The organism is Rhodococcus sp. NPDC019647 (assembly GCF_044389235.1).
GTDB lineage: Bacteria > Actinomycetota > Actinomycetes > Mycobacteriales > Mycobacteriaceae > Rhodococcus_F > Rhodococcus_F oxybenzonivorans.
The window spans coordinates 58,463-73,827 of sequence record NZ_JBIRXS010000011.1 but is presented as its reverse complement, the minus strand read 5'-3'; the positions used below and the strand labels follow the sequence as shown (position 1 = coordinate 73,827).

The window sequence follows — 15,365 nt, the reverse complement described above, 5'->3', positions numbered from 1 at the left end:
ACGCATCGTGGTGAGCCCGCGGAGGAAATATGTACGACAATCCGCCGTGTTGAAGCTACCGTACCGAGTGACGCGAGTCACCGCAATACTTGACATGAGTCTAGTTCTGGGGGGAGACTGAAGTGGTGACACCGAAAGGCGCACCACGTGGGCCGATGTTAGGCAGCCGCGTCGGGACTACGGCCTTGACTCGACCGGGTGAGCCGATTCTCCGGTTTACTGCATGCCTGGTCACGGGGCGATCAGCAAAGTCTGCAGCGCTATCGCAACTATCGTCATACAATCTGAACGAGAGTGAGTAATCCATGACCACCAGTCGGACGCACAAGGAGACCTACGAAGATGGCATTGCCATGCGCAAGGCGGTCCTCGGAGCCGAGCATGTCGAGCGCTCTCTGAGCAACGTCACCGAGTTCTCCCGTCCCATCCAGGAACTCGTCACCGAGTACTGCTGGGGCACCGTGTGGACCCGCGACGGACTGCCTCCCCGGACCCGCAGCCTGCTCAACCTGGCTATGCTGACCGCCCTCAACCGTTCTCACGAACTCGCGGTGCACGTGCGTGGGGCAGTGACCAACGGCTGCACCGACGAAGAGATTCAGGAGGTTCTCCTCCAGGCCGCGGTGTACGTGGGTGTTCCTGCCGCACTCGAATCCTTCCGCATCGCCGAGGCGACCCTGAAGGAGCTGCGCGCCGATGTCTGACACTGCTGCCGGTGTTGATCTGCAGACTCGTGACCTGTCGTCGACCGCCACGGTCGCGTTCGTGGGGCTCGGAAACATGGGCGCCCCCATGGCGGGCCGCCTACTCGAGGCAGGCCACCGAGTGATCGGCTTCGATCTGTCCGAGAAAGCGGTGCAACGCTTTACGGAACACGGCGGCATGGCGGCGGACTCGGCAGCCGCGGCCGCGTCGGACGCCGACGTGACAATCCTGATGCTGCCGAGCTCTGCAGTGGTGGAGTCGGTCCTCGACGACGGACTCGCCGCGGCGCTACGGCCCGGTGCGGTCGTGGTCGACATGAGCTCGTCCGAGCCGATGCGCACCCGGGCACTCGCCCGGCGCATCGCCGACGAACGGGGCGTGGACCTGATCGACGCCCCGGTTTCCGGCGGAGTGAAAGGTGCCGTCAACGGCACTCTGACCATCATGGTCGGCGGCACGCTGTCCGTTGTCTCCGCTGCGCTGCCGATCCTGGAACTTCTGGGCCGACCCGTCCGCGTCGGCGATATCGGCGCCGGACACGCGCTGAAGGCGCTCAACAACCTGCTCTCGGCTACTCATCTGATGGTGACCAGCGAGGCGATCCTCGTGGGGGAACGATTCGGTCTCGACCCGGAAGTCATGCTCACCGTCATCAACGGCTCGAGCGGACGGAGCGGATCGACCGAGAACAAGTGGCCGAACTTCATTGTGCCGAAGACGTACGATTCCGGCTTCGCGCTGAACCTGATGCTCAAAGATATGCGCATTGCCACCGATTTGGCGCGGCAGCTCGGCCAGCCCAGCCTCCTCGGCGAGCACGCGGTCTCACTGTGGAGCCAAGCGTCGGAGACGCTCGATTCCGGGGCGGACCACACCGAGATCGCCCGGTGGGTCGAAGAGTCGGCAACCCCGGAAATTGTATGACCAACGTACAAAAAGTACACTGATCCGATGGCGACGAAGACGGCCGGTGTCTGGGCAACGAGTCCGGTGGGGAAGGCGGCCGCCCCTCTTCGGGAGCAGGTCATCGCGGCGCTGCGTGAAGCAATCCTCGACTTCCGGCTCCGCCCAGGGCAACGGTTGATCGAGCGAGAACTCATCGAGCAACTCGGCGTCTCACGCACCACCGTCCGAGAAGCACTGCGGGAATTGACATCCGAGGGCCTGGTTACCGTGGTGCCCCAGCGCGGCGCCATGGTGAGCGCGCCCACGGTCAGTGAAGCCGCCGATCTCTACGAGGTTCGTGCCGCACTCGAATCGATCATCGTGACCCGGTTCGTCGAACGAGCCACCCCGTCCCAAGTCATGCGGCTCGATGCGGCGGTGGAACACTTCGCCGAGGTGACCGCCGCCGGCGGGGAGATCCGTAGCATCCTCGCGGCCAAGGACGAGTTCTACACCGTCCTCGTCGAAGGTGCTGCCAGCAGCTCGCTCAAGCAGCTCATCGAGGGCATTCAGGCACGAGTCCGGATCCTGCGGGCGACGTCATTGTCCACATCCGGTCGCTCCGAGCAGGCGGTCGCCGAGTTGCGCGGCGTCGTCCGGGCGATCAAGGAACGCGACGCCTCACGCGCCGCCGCACTGTGCGTGGCCCACGTGCGTACCGCCGCCACCACAGCGCTCGCCGCCCTCGAATCCGACCAGTGAACATACCGTCGGCCCATTCGGCCGGCGACGAGTCCGCGAGGAAACCTCATGAACGAGATACCGATATTCGACCACCGCACCCTGGGTCAGCGCGTGATGTTCGGTTCGGGCCAGGCTGCGAACCATTTGCGTTCGGCGACCTATGATTTGAGCGCATCCACGCCCATGGTCGTGGCCGCTCGAGGCGATCGGTCGCTCGCCGACGCAGTCCTTGGCGACCTCGATGTCGCGGTGCGATTCGACGACGTGCGCCCCCACGTGCCCGTCGCGCAAGCCGAACAGGCTCGCAGCATCGCCCGAGAGCACGGTGCCGATCTGCTCATCAGCATCGGCGGCGGGTCCACGACCGGACTGGCCAAAGCCGTCGCCTTGACCACCGGGTTGCCGATCATTGCCGTCCCGACCACCTACGCAGGCTCGGAAGCGACGAATGTCTGGGGAATCACCGAGGCAGCCCGCAAGACGACCGGCCAGGACGACCGCGTCCTTCCCCACACCGTCGTCTACGACGCGGAACTCACCCGATCTCTCCCACGTGAGCTCAGTGTCGCCAGCGCCTGCAACGCCCTCGCGCACTGCGTCGACTCACTCTGGGCGCCGCGCGCGAATCCGATCAACACCGCGCTCGCCACCGAGGCGATCCGCGCCCTCGCCGATGCCCTTCCCGAGGTTGCCGACCGACCCGAATCCCTCGCCGGACGCGAGCACGCACTCTACGGCGCCTATCTCGCTGCGGTCGCCTTCGCCAGCGCGGGATCGGGTCTGCACCACAAGATCTGCCACGTGCTCGGCGGTCGGTTCGACCTGCCCCACGCCCAAACGCACACCATCGTCCTGCCCCACGTCCTGGCCTTCAACGCACCCTATGCGCAGGCCGCGGCAACACGGACGGCAGCCGCACTCGGTGCGACCGACGCAGTGGACGGCCTGCGTGCCCTGCTGAAAACTGTTGAGGCGCCCACCGCGCTACGCGACGTCGGGCTGTCCGAGGGCGACCTCGACGAGGCCGCCGATCTGATCCTGCCCGTAGTTCCCGCCTCGAACCCGCGCCCCGTGTCCCGCACGGAACTGGGCGAGCTCCTCCGAAATGCCTGGATGGGAACGGGCTCGAGCTGATCAACCTGATCAGATAGCCATCCCGCCCCGGTCAGCGCGGGCGTGGCGGCGTCGTGCCCGCCGGCCACATCAGTCCGTCACGCGTATCCCAAGCGCCCCAAGCGAACTGATTCACAGCAGGGTATTGCCGATTTGTATGGCAAAGATTACATTCGATGTTAGCCGAACCGATCGGGGTGTCACTCCGATTCGATGTTGCGGGAACCAATTCTCTTCCCCGTGGGATACCCGCGGAATCCTCTAATTCAGCGGGATCGATCTGCCGAGAGGTACACCATGACGACTACGAATACGGGCGCGCGCAACCAAGTGAATTCAGCCGCGTCCTATCGACCAAGCATCGCATCCGACCTGTACAGCGAGTACGACCGACTGCGTGCGTCCTCTCCGGTCGTACACAGTGACGACTTCGATGGGTTCTGGAGTGTGCTGACCTTCGCCGACGCCTCGAAGGCCAGCCGGGACTGGAAGAACTTTGCGAGTGGGCGCCCCTTCGTCGAGTACCCGTCGCCGAATCGGCCGATACCCATCGCAACGAATCCGCCGGAACACACCTTCTACCGAACCTTCCTCAACAAGTACTTCCGACCCGACCGGGTCGCGCGGTTGTCACCGGAAATCGACCACATCGTGGCCGAACAACTTACTCCGCTCATCGAAGCAGGAGAAGGGGACATCTACCGGTCCGTCGCGCGTACCGTTCCGCCGCAGGTGCTTTCGGTGTTGCTCGGACTGAGCGACGAGGGATGGGTCGAACTCGCTGCCACCCTCGACCGCGCCGACTCTCTACGCCACGACATCAGTGCCTTCGGCGCCCTGCAGGCGACGTTGTGGGACGACGCAGTGAACACCCTGATCGCCGATCGCACCGAGCATCCGCGGGACCCCGAGCAGGATGTGATGAGTGGGATCCTCGAACTGCGACCCGACGGCGAACCGATCTCACGTGAACAGGTGCTCTCGCTCGGGACCCAGATCTTCGCTGCGGGCGCAGATACCACGAGCTCGGCGATGGGATCATTGGCGCACTACCTGGCCACGAACCCCGACGACCAGGCCCGCCTGCGGGCCGACCCGGATCGGTTACCCGCTGCCATCGAGGAGGTGCTGCGCCTGGGGCCGCCGCTGCATCAGACCGTTCGTCGAACCACCGCCGATGTCACGATTGCCGGCACCACAGTCCCGGCAAACGAGCTCGTCGCGATCAACGTCGCCTCAGCCAACCGCGACGCGGAACGGTTCGCCGATCCGCACCGGGTTCGGTTGGATCGCGACCGCAACCAGCACCTGACGTTCGGATTCGGTCCGCACATGTGCGTGGGCGCGCCCATCGCGCGGCAGGAACTTCTCGCGTTCGGAACGCAGCTACTCGCGGGCACCCGTTCCATTACGCTCGCCGCACCCGCCGAGACATCGGGCAGAGCGCTGCGTACCGGCTGGTCAAGCATCCCTCTGCGACTCGAAAAGTAAACACTGACAGCACATATGGGCATTACCCGTCGGGGTGATGCCGATCCATACCGAAGGAGACAGAATGACAGAGTCGGTAGTGTCCCCTCCGGCCGATGACGCGACCAAGGTGCGTAAGATCGCCGCCGCAAGCATGGCCGGTACCGCGCTCGAATACTACGACTTCTCGATCTACGGCCTCGCTGCCGCTCTGGTGTTCCCGACGTTGTTCTTTCCGCAGAGCAATGCGTTCGTCGGTGCCCTGGCATCTTTCGGCACACTCGCGGTCGGCTACTTCTCCCGACCGCTGGGGGCCGTCATTTTTGGCCACTTCGGGGATAAAATCGGCCGCAAACCGGTCTTGGTGATCACGCTGGTGATCATGGGTGTCGCCTCGACGGCGATCGGGCTGCTGCCCACCTACGAGAATATCGGGGCCTGGGCCGCGGTGGTACTCGTCTCCCTCCGTTTCCTGCAAGGCGTCGCCTTCGGCGGAGAGTGGGGCGGGGCGATCCTGATGGCCTTCGAGTATGCGCGCCCCGAACGCCGAGGGTTCTTTGCTTCGGTGCCCCAGGTCGGGCCCGCGGTGGGCACCCTACTCGGCAACGCCGTCTTCCTCCTCGTGACCCTGCTTCCGGAAGACGAGATGCTCTCCTGGGGTTGGCGAGTCCCCTTCCTACTCAGCGCCGTACTGGTCGCACTCGGCCTGATCGTGCGCCTGAAAATCGCCGAGTCACCCGAATTCACCGCGCTCAAGGCTGAAGGTATATCCGCGAAGGTACCGCTCGCGGAAGTGCTGCGCAGTCACCGTAAACCCGTCCTGCTCGTCTGCGGTGCGTTCCTCGGATACGGTGCCTTCAGCGTCGTGGCGCTGACCTTCCTCGTCGGCTATGCCCGCAGCACTCAGGGCGTCAGCAGCTCGATCACGCTCGCAGCGATCCTTGCCACCTGCATGGTGCAGATTCCGGTCATCATGCTCGGTGGATACGCCTCGGACCGATTCGGTCGGAGACGGATCATGACCGTCGGTCCTCTGGCCGCCATTGCCGGTACCCTCCTGCTCTTCTGGACGATTAACACGGCACAGCCTGCGTGGATCATCTTCGGCTATGTTGTTGGCATGGGTGTGCTGTTCACCAGTGCATACGGCGCTCAACCAGCCCTCTTCGCCGACAGTTTCGAGCCGAGCGTGCGCTACACCGGGATGTCACTGGGTTACCAGCTGTCGAATGTCATCGGATCCGGATTGATGCCGCTGGTCGCCACGTTGCTCCTGAAGGCTACCGGCACGCCGTACGCGATTGCCGCGGCGATCGTGGTCGCGTTGGCAGTGTCCATGGCGTGTTTGCTCGCACTGGTGAGACTCTCGACAACTGTTGCAGCAGAATCGAAGTCACCAATCGGAACACCACCTGCCCCGATCACGGCGGCGTAGGTTCGTACCTGGGGCACGTCACGACGCTCAGCCCCGGGTCAACCGCACGATCCGGTCACCACTGAGCGTCCCCAGCCAAATCTCGTCCCCGACCGGCAGGGCAGTGGTCGCCAGACTCACCGAGGAATCTGTGCCGTCGATGAGCACTGTGCTGGTCATCGACGATGGATCGACCTCCACGACCGCGTACCCGGTGGGGCAGTGGGTTCCTTCACCCCCGTTGCACACAAGAACGTCGTCGACGGTGACGTTCTGCCCGGTCACGAGAATCGTTCCCTGTGGCGTCCAGCGGAGGTTGTCGGGCAGGAACGGTAGTGCCACCTCGCTGCGGTCGCGAGGATTCGTCAGAGACATCCGCACGAGCTTCTTCTGCGTCCAGGCAGCAACGAGGACGGACTGCCCGTCCGGTGAGACCAGGACACCATTGGCGCCACCGACGGCGCTGTCCGGCAAAGCCGTCCATCCCTGCGCCGGAGTCCACTTCATCACCCGTCCCGTATCGGCTCCGGTGAACATGCGGGCGAACGGGTCTCCGGAGGCGGTGGGATCGAACATGCTGGAGACGATGATGCCGCTGCCGTCCGGCAGGGGTGCGACGGCATTGGCGTACACGTCACGGGGGATGGGGACGCACCCCACCCACGTCAGTGCATCGGGACCCGCTGCGGGGTCGAGATCGAAGACTTCGATCGATTCCCGCTTGTGATTGACGGCATACAGGGTGACCGGCTGTCTGTCGGTGGCCGGGGCGATGGCGATGCCGTGTGGTTCGGCGGACGTGGTGTCGGGGATCCCGGCGCAATCAGGGTAGGTGCTGCGATTCCATTCGGCGTGCTGGTCCGGGTGTGGCCAGAGAGGAACAGTGGCGTTGGTCGTCGAGTCGACGGCGACGAGCCTGCCCGGAGTGCCTCGCTTCGGCGAAGCCATGCTGCTGGCCAGAACCCAGGTGGTGTCGGGGACTGCGACGAGATCCTCAGGTCTGATGACGCCACTGACTTGGTTCTCGGTCACCGACTCCCATTGCGTCCGAGGCTGGTCAGCGCCGAACAGCGAGGTGGTGGGTGCTTCGGCATCGCCGGGGTTGGTGGAACATGCACTGGCGAACATCATCGCGGATACGCCGATGGCTATGACTATTTTCGACATCTGACCTGTTTCATGGGAGTGGATGGAAGAGCCACGAACGGGGGTCAGGCTGTGATCATCCCGTGGGGATCGATGACGAACTTCTGGGCCACTCCGCTGTCGAAGGCGCTGTATCCGCGCGGTGCATCATCGAGCGTGATGACGGTCGCGTTGACGGCTTTCGCGATCTGCACCCGGTCCGCGAGGATCGCGTTCATCAGCTCGCGGTGATAGCTCATGACCGGGCACTGTCCGGTGGCGAACGACAACGATTTCGCCCAGCCGGTGCCCAGACTCAATGACAGCGACCCAGCTTTCGCGGCGTCGTCGGCGGCGCCGGGATCGCCTGTGACATACAGTCCGGGGATGCCGATGCCGCCTCCGGCGGTGGTCAGCTCCATCAGTGAGTTGAGTACCGCCGCGGGCTGTTCGTGCCCGGCGTCGCCGCCGTGACCACGTGCTTCGAAGCCGACGGCATCGATTGCTGCGTCGACCTCGGGGACGCCGAGCAGCTGCTCGAGCTGGTCCTGCGGGGCGCCGTGGGAGACGTCGATGGTCTCGCAACCGAACGAGCGAGCCTGAGCAAGGCGCTCGGCGTTCAGGTCGCCGACAATAACGACAGCAGCGCCCAGGAGCTGGGCACCGACCGCCGCGGCGAGTCCGACTGGGCCGGCGCCCGCGACGTAGACAGTCGATCCTGCGCGCACGCCCGCTGTGAGAGCGCCGTGATAGCCGGTGGGGAAGATGTCCGAGAGCATGGTCAGGTCGCGGATCTTTTCCAGCGCCTGGTCCCTGTCGGGGAACTTGAGCAGATTGAAGTCGGCGTACGGTGCCATGACGTATTCGGCCTGACCGCCTACCCAGCCGCCCATGTCGACATACCCGAATGCTGATCCGGGCCTGTCGGGGTTGACGTTGAGGCAGATGCCTGTCTTGCGTTCCTTGCAGTTGCGGCACCGCCCGCAGGCGATGTTGAACGGCACCGAACACAAGTCGCCGACCTTGATAAATTCGACGTCCCGGCCGACTTCTACGACTTCACCGGTGATTTCGTGCCCGAGGACCAATCCTTCGGGGGCGGTGGTGCGGCCCCGAACCATGTGCTGGTCGCTTCCGCAGATGTTGGTGGAGACCACCTTCAGAATGACTCCGTGTTCGCACTTGCGTCCGACATTGGCCGGGTTGACCCCCGGTCCGTCCCGCAGTTCGAGTTTCGGGAATTCGATCTCACGCACTTCGACCTTGCCGGGGCCGACATAAGTCACCGCGCGGTTTGCACTCGCTGTCATTATTGTCCTTCTGTGTGGGGTTTCGACGTCGAATGGCGACCGGACGCTCACAGGTCGAGCACCAGTCGGCCCGAGCACGAGCGGGAGACGCAGATGAACATCGTCTCCTGGGCGTCCTTCTCCTCCTGAGTGAGCAGCGAATCACGATGATCGGCAGTGCCTTCGAGTATGGGCGTCTCGCAGCTGCCGCAGGTACCTTCCCGGCAGGACGAGATCACGACTGCGCCGGCTTCTTCGGCGACATCGAGGATGGACCGATCGGCGGGGACCGTGACCGTGACACCCGTTTGCGTCAGCTCGACCTCGAATTCGGTGTCGATTGCACCGGGGTCGGCTTCTTTCGCCCGGAAACGTTCCATATTCACGGATCCGGACGGCCACGACGTGCAGAATCGTTCGATCGCGTCGAGTAGCGGTGCAGGTCCGCAGGTGTATACCCGCCGTTCGGGTCGGTGCTCGCCGAGGATCTTGGGCAGATCGAGATGTCCCACCTGATCTTGGGGACAAACCTCGACACACCCGGGGTAGCGGCTTTCCAGTAACTCGACATAGGCCATCGATGCTCGTGCGCGGCCGCCGTACACGAGACGGAAGGGAATGCCACGGGCTTCCACAGCGGCGATCATCGGAATCAGTGGAGTGATTCCGATTCCCCCGGCGATGAACAGATACTCCGGTGCGTCGACCAACACGAAATTGTTACGCGGTCCCTGGGTGACGATCGTGTCTCCGACGGCGAGGTTCTCGTGCACTGCAAGGGAACCCCCACGGCTGTCGGGTTCGCGTAGCACCGCCACCCGGTAGGAGGAGCGATCGCTCGGGTCACCGCACAGGGAGTACTGGCGAATGAGATCGGGTCCGAGGACGAGATCCAGATGTGCACCGGGGGCCCAGTTGGGCAGTGGCCACCCGGCCGGGTGGGTGAGCGTCAACTCCACGACGGAGTCCGCAACCGCGGTTCGTGCCGTGATCGTCAGCTCCATGCGGGATTCCGGGGAGGTGAGCAAGCGTGTGTCCGCATCTGTGAGGGGCGTCGTATGCATGGATGGTCCTTGTCGACTTGCTAGCTGGTCGTGCTGTCGGCCGGATCCCAGTTCGCGACGAGGCTGCGCCGGATCGGAAGCATGACCAATGGGAGGAAGTCCTGTTCGAAGTCAGGAGCGATGCGCAGGCTGGGCAGTCGTTCGAACAGGACACGGACGCCTGCGGTGCCCTGGGTACGACCGAGGGGCTGGCCCAGGCAGGTGTGTCGGCCCTTGGTGAAGGCGTAGTGGTTGGTGGGTTCGTCGCGGTGGATGTTCCACTTCTTCGGTTCCGGGTAATGGTCGGGGTCGTTGTTGGCGCTGGCCAGTGCTACCCACACCATGTCGCCGGCGGGGATCGTGACCCCGGACAATACGACGTCACGGGTGGCCTGCCGTGATGCGAACGGCGCGGACGGGCGGCGACGGAGGGTCTCCTCGAACACCCTGGGCCACAGGCTCGGATCGGCTTGGACCTCGGCGAGTTGATCTTCGTTGCGCGAGAGGAAGATGACGGCGTTGGCCATGCCCTGGGCGGTGGTGTCGGTCCCGGCGGCCGAGAACTCACACAGATGAAGCGCCACACGCTCATCGGACAGCGTAGGTTCGCCGTCGCGGTTCCGTGCCGAGGCCATCACTGAAATGAGGTCCGACGCGGTGCTGTCACGGCGTTCACGCACCACTTTGCGGAGTTCGAGTTGCGCAGTGGTGTACCGCGTCCACACCTCGGTGCGGCGCGGCTCCTCCATCGGCTCTCGGCCGCTGGCGAGGACCGCGAAGTGGTCGTCGCGCAGTTGCCGCATCATCGGCTCGAACGAGTCCGGGAGGTCCATCAGGGCCATCAGCGTCTGGGTGGTGAGCTCGAGGCAATAGTCCTCCATCAGCTCGGCAGTACCACGGTCGGCGAGCCGATCGATAATGCGGTGGGCGCGGGCTTCGATCTCCGGCTCGAGGGCGTCGATGACCGGCTTGAGGAAGCCTCGCTGGGCGACCCGACGCATCTCGGTGTGGATCGGCGGGTCCATGCTGATGGAGATGTGCGCCATCAGCTCGGAGGTGACGGTGGAGGTGAACTGCTCGGGCACAGGAACGTTTCCGCCGTTACCTCTGCAGGAAAAGGCTTTCCAGTCCATCAGGACCGTGTCGACGTCTTCGCGGCGAGTGACGACCCAGGTGCCGAGCTGCTCGTGCCAGAACACGGACTGCTCGGTGCGGATCTGGTCGTACATCGAGGCCGGGTCGAGTAGTGCGCTGTCGCTCAGCGGATTGAATTCTGGTGGTGCAGCGGGTCGCTGCCCGAAGGTGCTGGTCATGTCGAGGTCCGTTCAGAGGGCTGTGGCCGCGGCCATGGTGGACAGCCGCTGGAAGCGGGCGAGGTTGTCGCCTTCCTCCATCACGCCGGCCGTGAGGCAGACGAAGGTCAGGTCCTGTTCGGGGTCGACCCAGAACAGGGTGGAGCCGGCGCCGTAGTTGCCGTGGGTGCGCGGGCTGGTCGATGCGCCGAAGAACGTCGGGTACACCCCTTCACCGCGCAGCGCGAAACCGAGACCGAAGTTCCCGGGGGGAACGTCCCAGCCGCGGGCGTGGCACAGCATCGCGTACAGATCGTTCGGCGCCGTGCCGGTCTGCAGGGTCGTGGCCAGATCGAGGATGCTCGGCGAAAGGATACGCACACCGTCGAGTTCGCCTCCACGGCGGATCATTTCCGCGAAACGCAAGATGTCGCTGGTGGTGGATACCGCGCCGACCCACGGCATTTCCGCCCCCTCGACGACGATTTCCTGCATGACCTCGATGTCCGACGACTTGAGCCATCCACCGGGTGGGAAGTGTGCGTTGATGGGCACCATCCGATCGGCCCATGCCTTGGGGGCTCCGAGTGCGGTGTTGTCCATCTTCAGCGGGGCGAAGAGTTCCTTGGCGAGAAGTTCCCCGAAACTGCCGTATCCGGTGACGCGGCGGACAATCTCTCCGAGTAGCGCGTGGTTGAGGGTGGGCGAGTAGTTGAAGGTTCCGCCCGGCTCACCGACGACGTCGAGCTGGCTGATCGCGTCGATAACGGCGTCGAGGTTGCCGAGCTCGGAGTACGGCAGAGGGGTGGGAGTGGCGACGAGACCGGCGCGGTGCGTCAACAGATGACCGACGTTGACGCGATCCTTCTTCGCGGCGCGGAACGGGTCGCGGCCGACGAACTCGGGGATGACGTCGACGACCCGGGTGGTCAGATCCAGCTGACCGCGGTCGATGGCCTGTAGAACCAGAATGTTGGTGAACGCCTTGGTCATCGAGAAGATCCAGAAGACGTCGTCGACAGTTGCGGTGCGTCCGGTGGTGCGGTCGGCGTAGCCGATGGCCTCGTGCAGTCCGATCTCACCGTGGCGGGCGATGGCGATGACAGCGCCGTCGTAGCGTCCGGCGTCGATGTCCTGGGTGATCGAGGTGCGGATGCGGCTCAGGGCGTTCTGGTCGAAAGTGATCGTGGGTGTGCTCATGGTTGCGCTCTCTTGTCGGTGCGTCCGGGCGGAATTACATGTAGAGGCCGCCGGACGGCGACAGCGTCTGTCCGGTGTAGTACTTGCTGTCGTCGGAGGCGAGGAACAGCATGGTGGCGGCGAGGTCTTCGGGCTTGGCCAGGCTCGATATCGGCTGCACACCGGCGATGGAATCGACGATCTCGTCGGGCTGTGCGCGCAGCAACGGTGTGTCCACCGCGCCCGGTGCGACGGCGTTGACGCGGATGTCGTGGGGCGCGAGCTCTCCGGCTGCGGCCCGGGTCATGCCGAGAACACCGGCCTTCGAGGCCGGGTAGTACAACGGCATCGGTGTTCCCACCAGCGCGGACACGCTCGAGATGTTGACGATCGACCCACCACCGGATCGCTTCATCAGCGGGGAAGCTTCACGGATGGTGTAGAAGGGGCCCTTGAGATTGACGGCGAGGACGCGATCGAAGTGCTCGTCAGTGACTCCGGACAGGAAGTCCGGGTGCAGGATTTCGCCGCGTTTGCGTGCTTCGAATACTCGGACGTTGACGTCGACCAGGCGCTCATTCTCCTCGCGGGTCGGTGCGTTGATGCCGGCGGCGTTGATCAGCACATGGAGTGCGCCGTAGCGGTTTTCGACGTGCGCGAAGGCTTCCTTGACGGCGGTGCTGTCGGCGACGTCGAGGGCGATGCCTTCACCGTGGTCGATTCCGGACAGTACTTCTTTGACGTTGCCTTCGGAGATGTCGGCGCCGATGACGGTCGCACCGTGCTCGGCGAACAACCGGGTGGTGGCGGCGCCGATTCCTGATCCAGCGCCGGTGACGAATGCGACTTTTCCAGCAAGTTTCATGGAGAGACTCCTCGAGAAAGGGGACGAGCACGATGACGGCTCGTGAGTGGTGCAAGACACACGATACCAAAAACTGGATCCATGTCTAGTTTTTTTCTGGATTCTCGTCTAGTTCTGTTCGGTGTGCTGGTCGCGGCCCGATAGGCTGACCACATGAGCACGACGGAAACCGCATCTTCGACCAACTCGTCCGCACCGCGCGTGGGCAAGAAAAAGAGGGCCACTCGCGCCCGCATCGTCGAGTGTGCGATTCCCCTGTTCTCCGAATACGGCTACGACAAGATCACCATGGAGTCGATCGCGAAGGCCGCCGGCATCAGCCGCGCCAACCTCTATCTGCACTTCAAGGCCAAAGCTGAGCTGGTCGACGCCATGCTCGAACAACTCAGTCCGGAGGTCGTCGACAGCTACCGAACGCTGGATTCGCTCGACCCGACCGATATCGACGGCCTGCGGCGGTGGGTCGAGAACAGCTCGCAGCTGTGGGTGGACGGGCGTCAGCAACTCGAAACCCTCGAGCACGCCTTGTCGGTGGAACCGATCGTTTCGCAGCGGTGGTACCAAACACTGTCGGAAGCGGCGGACGCGATGACGACCTTCCTCGGCCGCTACCCGGACGGCCCGGAACGGGAACGGGCACGACTGACGCTGGTCACGACGATGCTCGGCTTCGAGCGCACCCTGTACTTCGTGCTAGTCCGCTCTGCTCCTGCTGACTTCTCCGACGTGATCGACGTGTTGACGGCGCAGTGGCATGCCGCTCTCGCCGGCGGGACCACCCCGGCGGCGGCAAGCGGGTCTATTGGATGACGACTGTGTCGAGTTCGGTACCCGCCGGGTAGTGATGATCGAAGATCGCCGAACCGGCGTCCGCGAGGGTCGCGGTGTACTGCCGTTCGGCCAGTCCTGAATCCTGAGAGTGCAGCTCGGCCAGTGTGATTCGCCGGGTTCGATCCGGCGGGCCGGTGGGATCTACGACCGTCAGGATCTGCCCTGACTCGGTTATCTCTACCCACGGCTCTGCAATCAGAAGGTCGAGCATCCCACCGTGTCCACCGATGCGCACCACTCCGCCGAACCGCATCACCTGCGGCACGGCCGGTGAGGGAACCGGCGGGAAGGTGAAGTAGCTCGTCTCGACTAGATAGGCGCCGTCGGACATCGAATGTCGACCGTCGGGCAGAGTGGCGATGTAGCGGATGAAGCTGCGCTTGATTCCCCAGGTCAGTCCGACCTGGGGAATCACGCACGGTACGACGCCGGCGGTCATGGGACCTCGAGGGTCAAGGTCGCGCTGCCGCCGCCTTCGGCGCGCACTACGCGGGACACGCAGGCGCACAGCTTCTTCGAGTTGGCCTTCTGTTCTTCGCTGAAGAACACGTCCCGATGGTCGACGGTGCCCTCGACGTCGACGATATCGACTTGGCACAGACCGCACTCGCCCTTGCGGCAGTCGAACATCATGTCCGCGCCGGCTCGCTCGAGAGCGTCGAGCAGTGAGTCACCCGATCGGACGGTGGTCTCGATGCCAAGCCGCGGGATGTTCACGACGAACTCCTCGGCCTGGAACCACCCGCTATTTCCGAAGGTTTCGTATCGAAGATTCGGCAGCGGCAAATCTCGCTCGACCCAGGTGCGGCGGACGGCATCCATCAGCCGGATCGGCCCGCACATGTACAACTCCGTCACCTCGTCGACGGCGGTGACGAGTGCCCTGACATCCAGTCCGGTGCCCTCGTCGTCGATGTGAACCTCCAGGCGGTCGCCGTGCAAGGCGAGCAGTTCCGGCAGGAACGCCATCGCGGTCCGGCTGCGCGCGACGTAGACGAAACGGTAGTCGGCCCCGACCCGCCGCAGCACCGCCGCCATGGCCGCCATCGCGGTGATGCCGATGCCTCCGGCGAGCAGGACATACCGCGGTGCGCCGACACGCAGCGGGAAGTTCTGCAGTGGTGCGGTGAGCTCGATCCGGTCACCGGCCTGCAGGGTGTGCATGTACCGGGACCCACCGCGGGAGGTGGGGGACAGGTGGACCCCCAGCGTCACGCTACGGCCGTCGGCGGCGCCGGAGACGATCGAGTACGAGCGGACGTCGCCGCTGTCGATGCGGACGTCCACGTGCGATCCGGGGGCTGCGCGATGGGAGTGTTCGGTGGCGATCACGATCTTGGCGATGCCGTCGGCGGCGGGCTCGACGGACGTGACCTGGCCGTGCTGCCATAGAATCTTGTTGTCAGTCAT

Annotated in this window: 15 protein-coding genes; 7 read left to right on the top strand and 8 right to left on the bottom strand. The window is 64.4% G+C overall.

Features of this window, described 5'->3' with window-relative positions; translation table 11 throughout:
* Positions 1–305 precede the first annotated feature (305 nt).
* The 6 genes from ACH49N_RS20450 to ACH49N_RS20425 all read left to right on the top strand — a co-directional run bounded on the left by ACH49N_RS20450 (position 306) and on the right by ACH49N_RS20425 (position 6,352).
* A complete protein-coding gene (locus ACH49N_RS20450) occupies positions 306–704 on the top strand; it encodes a carboxymuconolactone decarboxylase family protein (RefSeq protein ID WP_358274273.1) in 399 nt (132 codons plus the stop codon).
* A complete protein-coding gene (locus tag ACH49N_RS20445; protein WP_358274271.1) occupies positions 697–1,629 on the top strand; it encodes an NAD(P)-dependent oxidoreductase in 933 nt (310 codons plus the stop codon). Before ACH49N_RS20450 ends, ACH49N_RS20445 begins: the two co-directional genes overlap by 8 nt.
* Positions 1,630–1,656: 27 nt before the next feature.
* Complete coding sequence (locus tag ACH49N_RS20440) at positions 1,657–2,352, top strand: GntR family transcriptional regulator (RefSeq protein WP_358274270.1); 696 nt, start codon at positions 1,657–1,659, stop codon at positions 2,350–2,352.
* A gap of 48 nt (positions 2,353–2,400) precedes the next feature.
* A complete protein-coding gene (locus tag ACH49N_RS20435) occupies positions 2,401–3,468 on the top strand; it encodes a maleylacetate reductase (protein WP_397504754.1) in 1,068 nt (355 codons plus the stop codon).
* Between the two features lie 276 nt (positions 3,469–3,744).
* A complete protein-coding gene (locus tag ACH49N_RS20430; protein ID WP_358274268.1) occupies positions 3,745–4,938 on the top strand; it encodes a cytochrome P450 in 1,194 nt (397 codons plus the stop codon).
* A gap of 64 nt (positions 4,939–5,002) precedes the next feature.
* On the top strand, positions 5,003–6,352 hold the full coding sequence (locus tag ACH49N_RS20425) for an MFS transporter (RefSeq protein ID WP_358274267.1): 1,350 nt from the start codon (positions 5,003–5,005) through the stop codon (positions 6,350–6,352).
* Between the two features lie 27 nt (positions 6,353–6,379).
* Here ACH49N_RS20425 and ACH49N_RS20420 read toward each other — a convergent pair whose 3' ends face one another.
* The 6 genes from ACH49N_RS20420 to ACH49N_RS20395 are packed head-to-tail and all read right to left on the bottom strand — an operon-like array spanning position 6,380 to position 13,124.
* On the bottom strand, positions 6,380–7,498 hold the full coding sequence (locus ACH49N_RS20420; protein ID WP_358274266.1) for a hypothetical protein: 1,119 nt from the start codon (positions 7,496–7,498) through the stop codon (positions 6,380–6,382).
* A gap of 44 nt (positions 7,499–7,542) precedes the next feature.
* A complete protein-coding gene (fdhA, locus tag ACH49N_RS20415) occupies positions 7,543–8,766 on the bottom strand; it encodes a formaldehyde dehydrogenase, glutathione-independent (RefSeq protein WP_358274264.1) in 1,224 nt (407 codons plus the stop codon).
* A gap of 47 nt (positions 8,767–8,813) precedes the next feature.
* A complete protein-coding gene (locus tag ACH49N_RS20410) occupies positions 8,814–9,809 on the bottom strand; it encodes a PDR/VanB family oxidoreductase (RefSeq protein WP_358274263.1) in 996 nt (331 codons plus the stop codon).
* Positions 9,810–9,829: 20 nt separating this feature from the next.
* Complete coding sequence (locus ACH49N_RS20405) at positions 9,830–11,101, bottom strand: cytochrome P450 (RefSeq protein ID WP_358274261.1); 1,272 nt, start codon at positions 11,099–11,101, stop codon at positions 9,830–9,832.
* 12 nt (positions 11,102–11,113) lie between these two features.
* On the bottom strand, positions 11,114–12,280 hold the full coding sequence (locus ACH49N_RS20400; RefSeq protein WP_358274259.1) for a serine hydrolase domain-containing protein: 1,167 nt from the start codon (positions 12,278–12,280) through the stop codon (positions 11,114–11,116).
* Positions 12,281–12,314: 34 nt separating this feature from the next.
* A complete protein-coding gene (locus tag ACH49N_RS20395; protein ID WP_358274258.1) occupies positions 12,315–13,124 on the bottom strand; it encodes an SDR family NAD(P)-dependent oxidoreductase in 810 nt (269 codons plus the stop codon).
* A 153-nt stretch (positions 13,125–13,277) separates the two neighbouring features.
* Here ACH49N_RS20395 and ACH49N_RS20390 point away from each other — a divergent pair, with 153 nt between their 5' ends.
* On the top strand, positions 13,278–13,934 hold the full coding sequence (locus ACH49N_RS20390; RefSeq protein WP_358274256.1) for a TetR/AcrR family transcriptional regulator: 657 nt from the start codon (positions 13,278–13,280) through the stop codon (positions 13,932–13,934).
* Here the strand turns inward: ACH49N_RS20390 and ACH49N_RS20385 are convergent.
* Both ACH49N_RS20385 and ACH49N_RS20380 read right to left on the bottom strand, forming a co-directional pair.
* Positions 13,924–14,394: an HtaA domain-containing protein gene (locus ACH49N_RS20385; protein WP_358274255.1), complete on the bottom strand. Its 471-nt coding sequence runs from the start codon at positions 14,392–14,394 to the stop codon at positions 13,924–13,926. The two genes, ACH49N_RS20390 and ACH49N_RS20385, sit on opposite strands and share 11 nt — an antisense overlap.
* Positions 14,391–15,365, bottom strand: coding sequence for a PDR/VanB family oxidoreductase (locus ACH49N_RS20380; RefSeq protein ID WP_358274253.1), 975 nt, complete (start codon positions 15,363–15,365; stop codon positions 14,391–14,393). The genes ACH49N_RS20385 and ACH49N_RS20380 overlap by 4 nt, the downstream gene beginning before the upstream one ends.

Bases quoted from the DNA above. Each gene is read 5' to 3' on its own strand.
- ACH49N_RS20450 (WP_358274273.1), top strand. From the start codon at position 306: ATGACCACCAGTCGGACGCACAAGGAGACCTACGAAGATGGCATTGCC.
- ACH49N_RS20445 (WP_358274271.1), top strand. From the start codon at position 697: ATGTCTGACACTGCTGCCGGTGTTGATCTGCAGACTCGTGACCTGTCG.
- ACH49N_RS20440 (WP_358274270.1), top strand. From the start codon at position 1,657: ATGGCGACGAAGACGGCCGGTGTCTGGGCAACGAGTCCGGTGGGGAAG.
- ACH49N_RS20435 (WP_397504754.1), top strand. From the start codon at position 2,401: ATGAACGAGATACCGATATTCGACCACCGCACCCTGGGTCAGCGCGTG.
- ACH49N_RS20430 (WP_358274268.1), top strand. From the start codon at position 3,745: ATGACGACTACGAATACGGGCGCGCGCAACCAAGTGAATTCAGCCGCG.
- ACH49N_RS20425 (WP_358274267.1), top strand. From the start codon at position 5,003: ATGACAGAGTCGGTAGTGTCCCCTCCGGCCGATGACGCGACCAAGGTG.
- ACH49N_RS20420 (WP_358274266.1), bottom strand. From the start codon at position 7,498: ATGTCGAAAATAGTCATAGCCATCGGCGTATCCGCGATGATGTTCGCC.
- fdhA (WP_358274264.1), bottom strand. From the start codon at position 8,766: ATGACAGCGAGTGCAAACCGCGCGGTGACTTATGTCGGCCCCGGCAAG.
- ACH49N_RS20410 (WP_358274263.1), bottom strand. From the start codon at position 9,809: ATGCATACGACGCCCCTCACAGATGCGGACACACGCTTGCTCACCTCC.
- ACH49N_RS20405 (WP_358274261.1), bottom strand. From the start codon at position 11,101: ATGACCAGCACCTTCGGGCAGCGACCCGCTGCACCACCAGAATTCAAT.
- ACH49N_RS20400 (WP_358274259.1), bottom strand. From the start codon at position 12,280: ATGAGCACACCCACGATCACTTTCGACCAGAACGCCCTGAGCCGCATC.
- ACH49N_RS20395 (WP_358274258.1), bottom strand. From the start codon at position 13,124: ATGAAACTTGCTGGAAAAGTCGCATTCGTCACCGGCGCTGGATCAGGA.
- ACH49N_RS20390 (WP_358274256.1), top strand. From the start codon at position 13,278: ATGAGCACGACGGAAACCGCATCTTCGACCAACTCGTCCGCACCGCGC.
- ACH49N_RS20385 (WP_358274255.1), bottom strand. From the start codon at position 14,394: ATGACCGCCGGCGTCGTACCGTGCGTGATTCCCCAGGTCGGACTGACC.
- ACH49N_RS20380 (WP_358274253.1), bottom strand. From the start codon at position 15,365: ATGACTGACAACAAGATTCTATGGCAGCACGGCCAGGTCACGTCCGTC.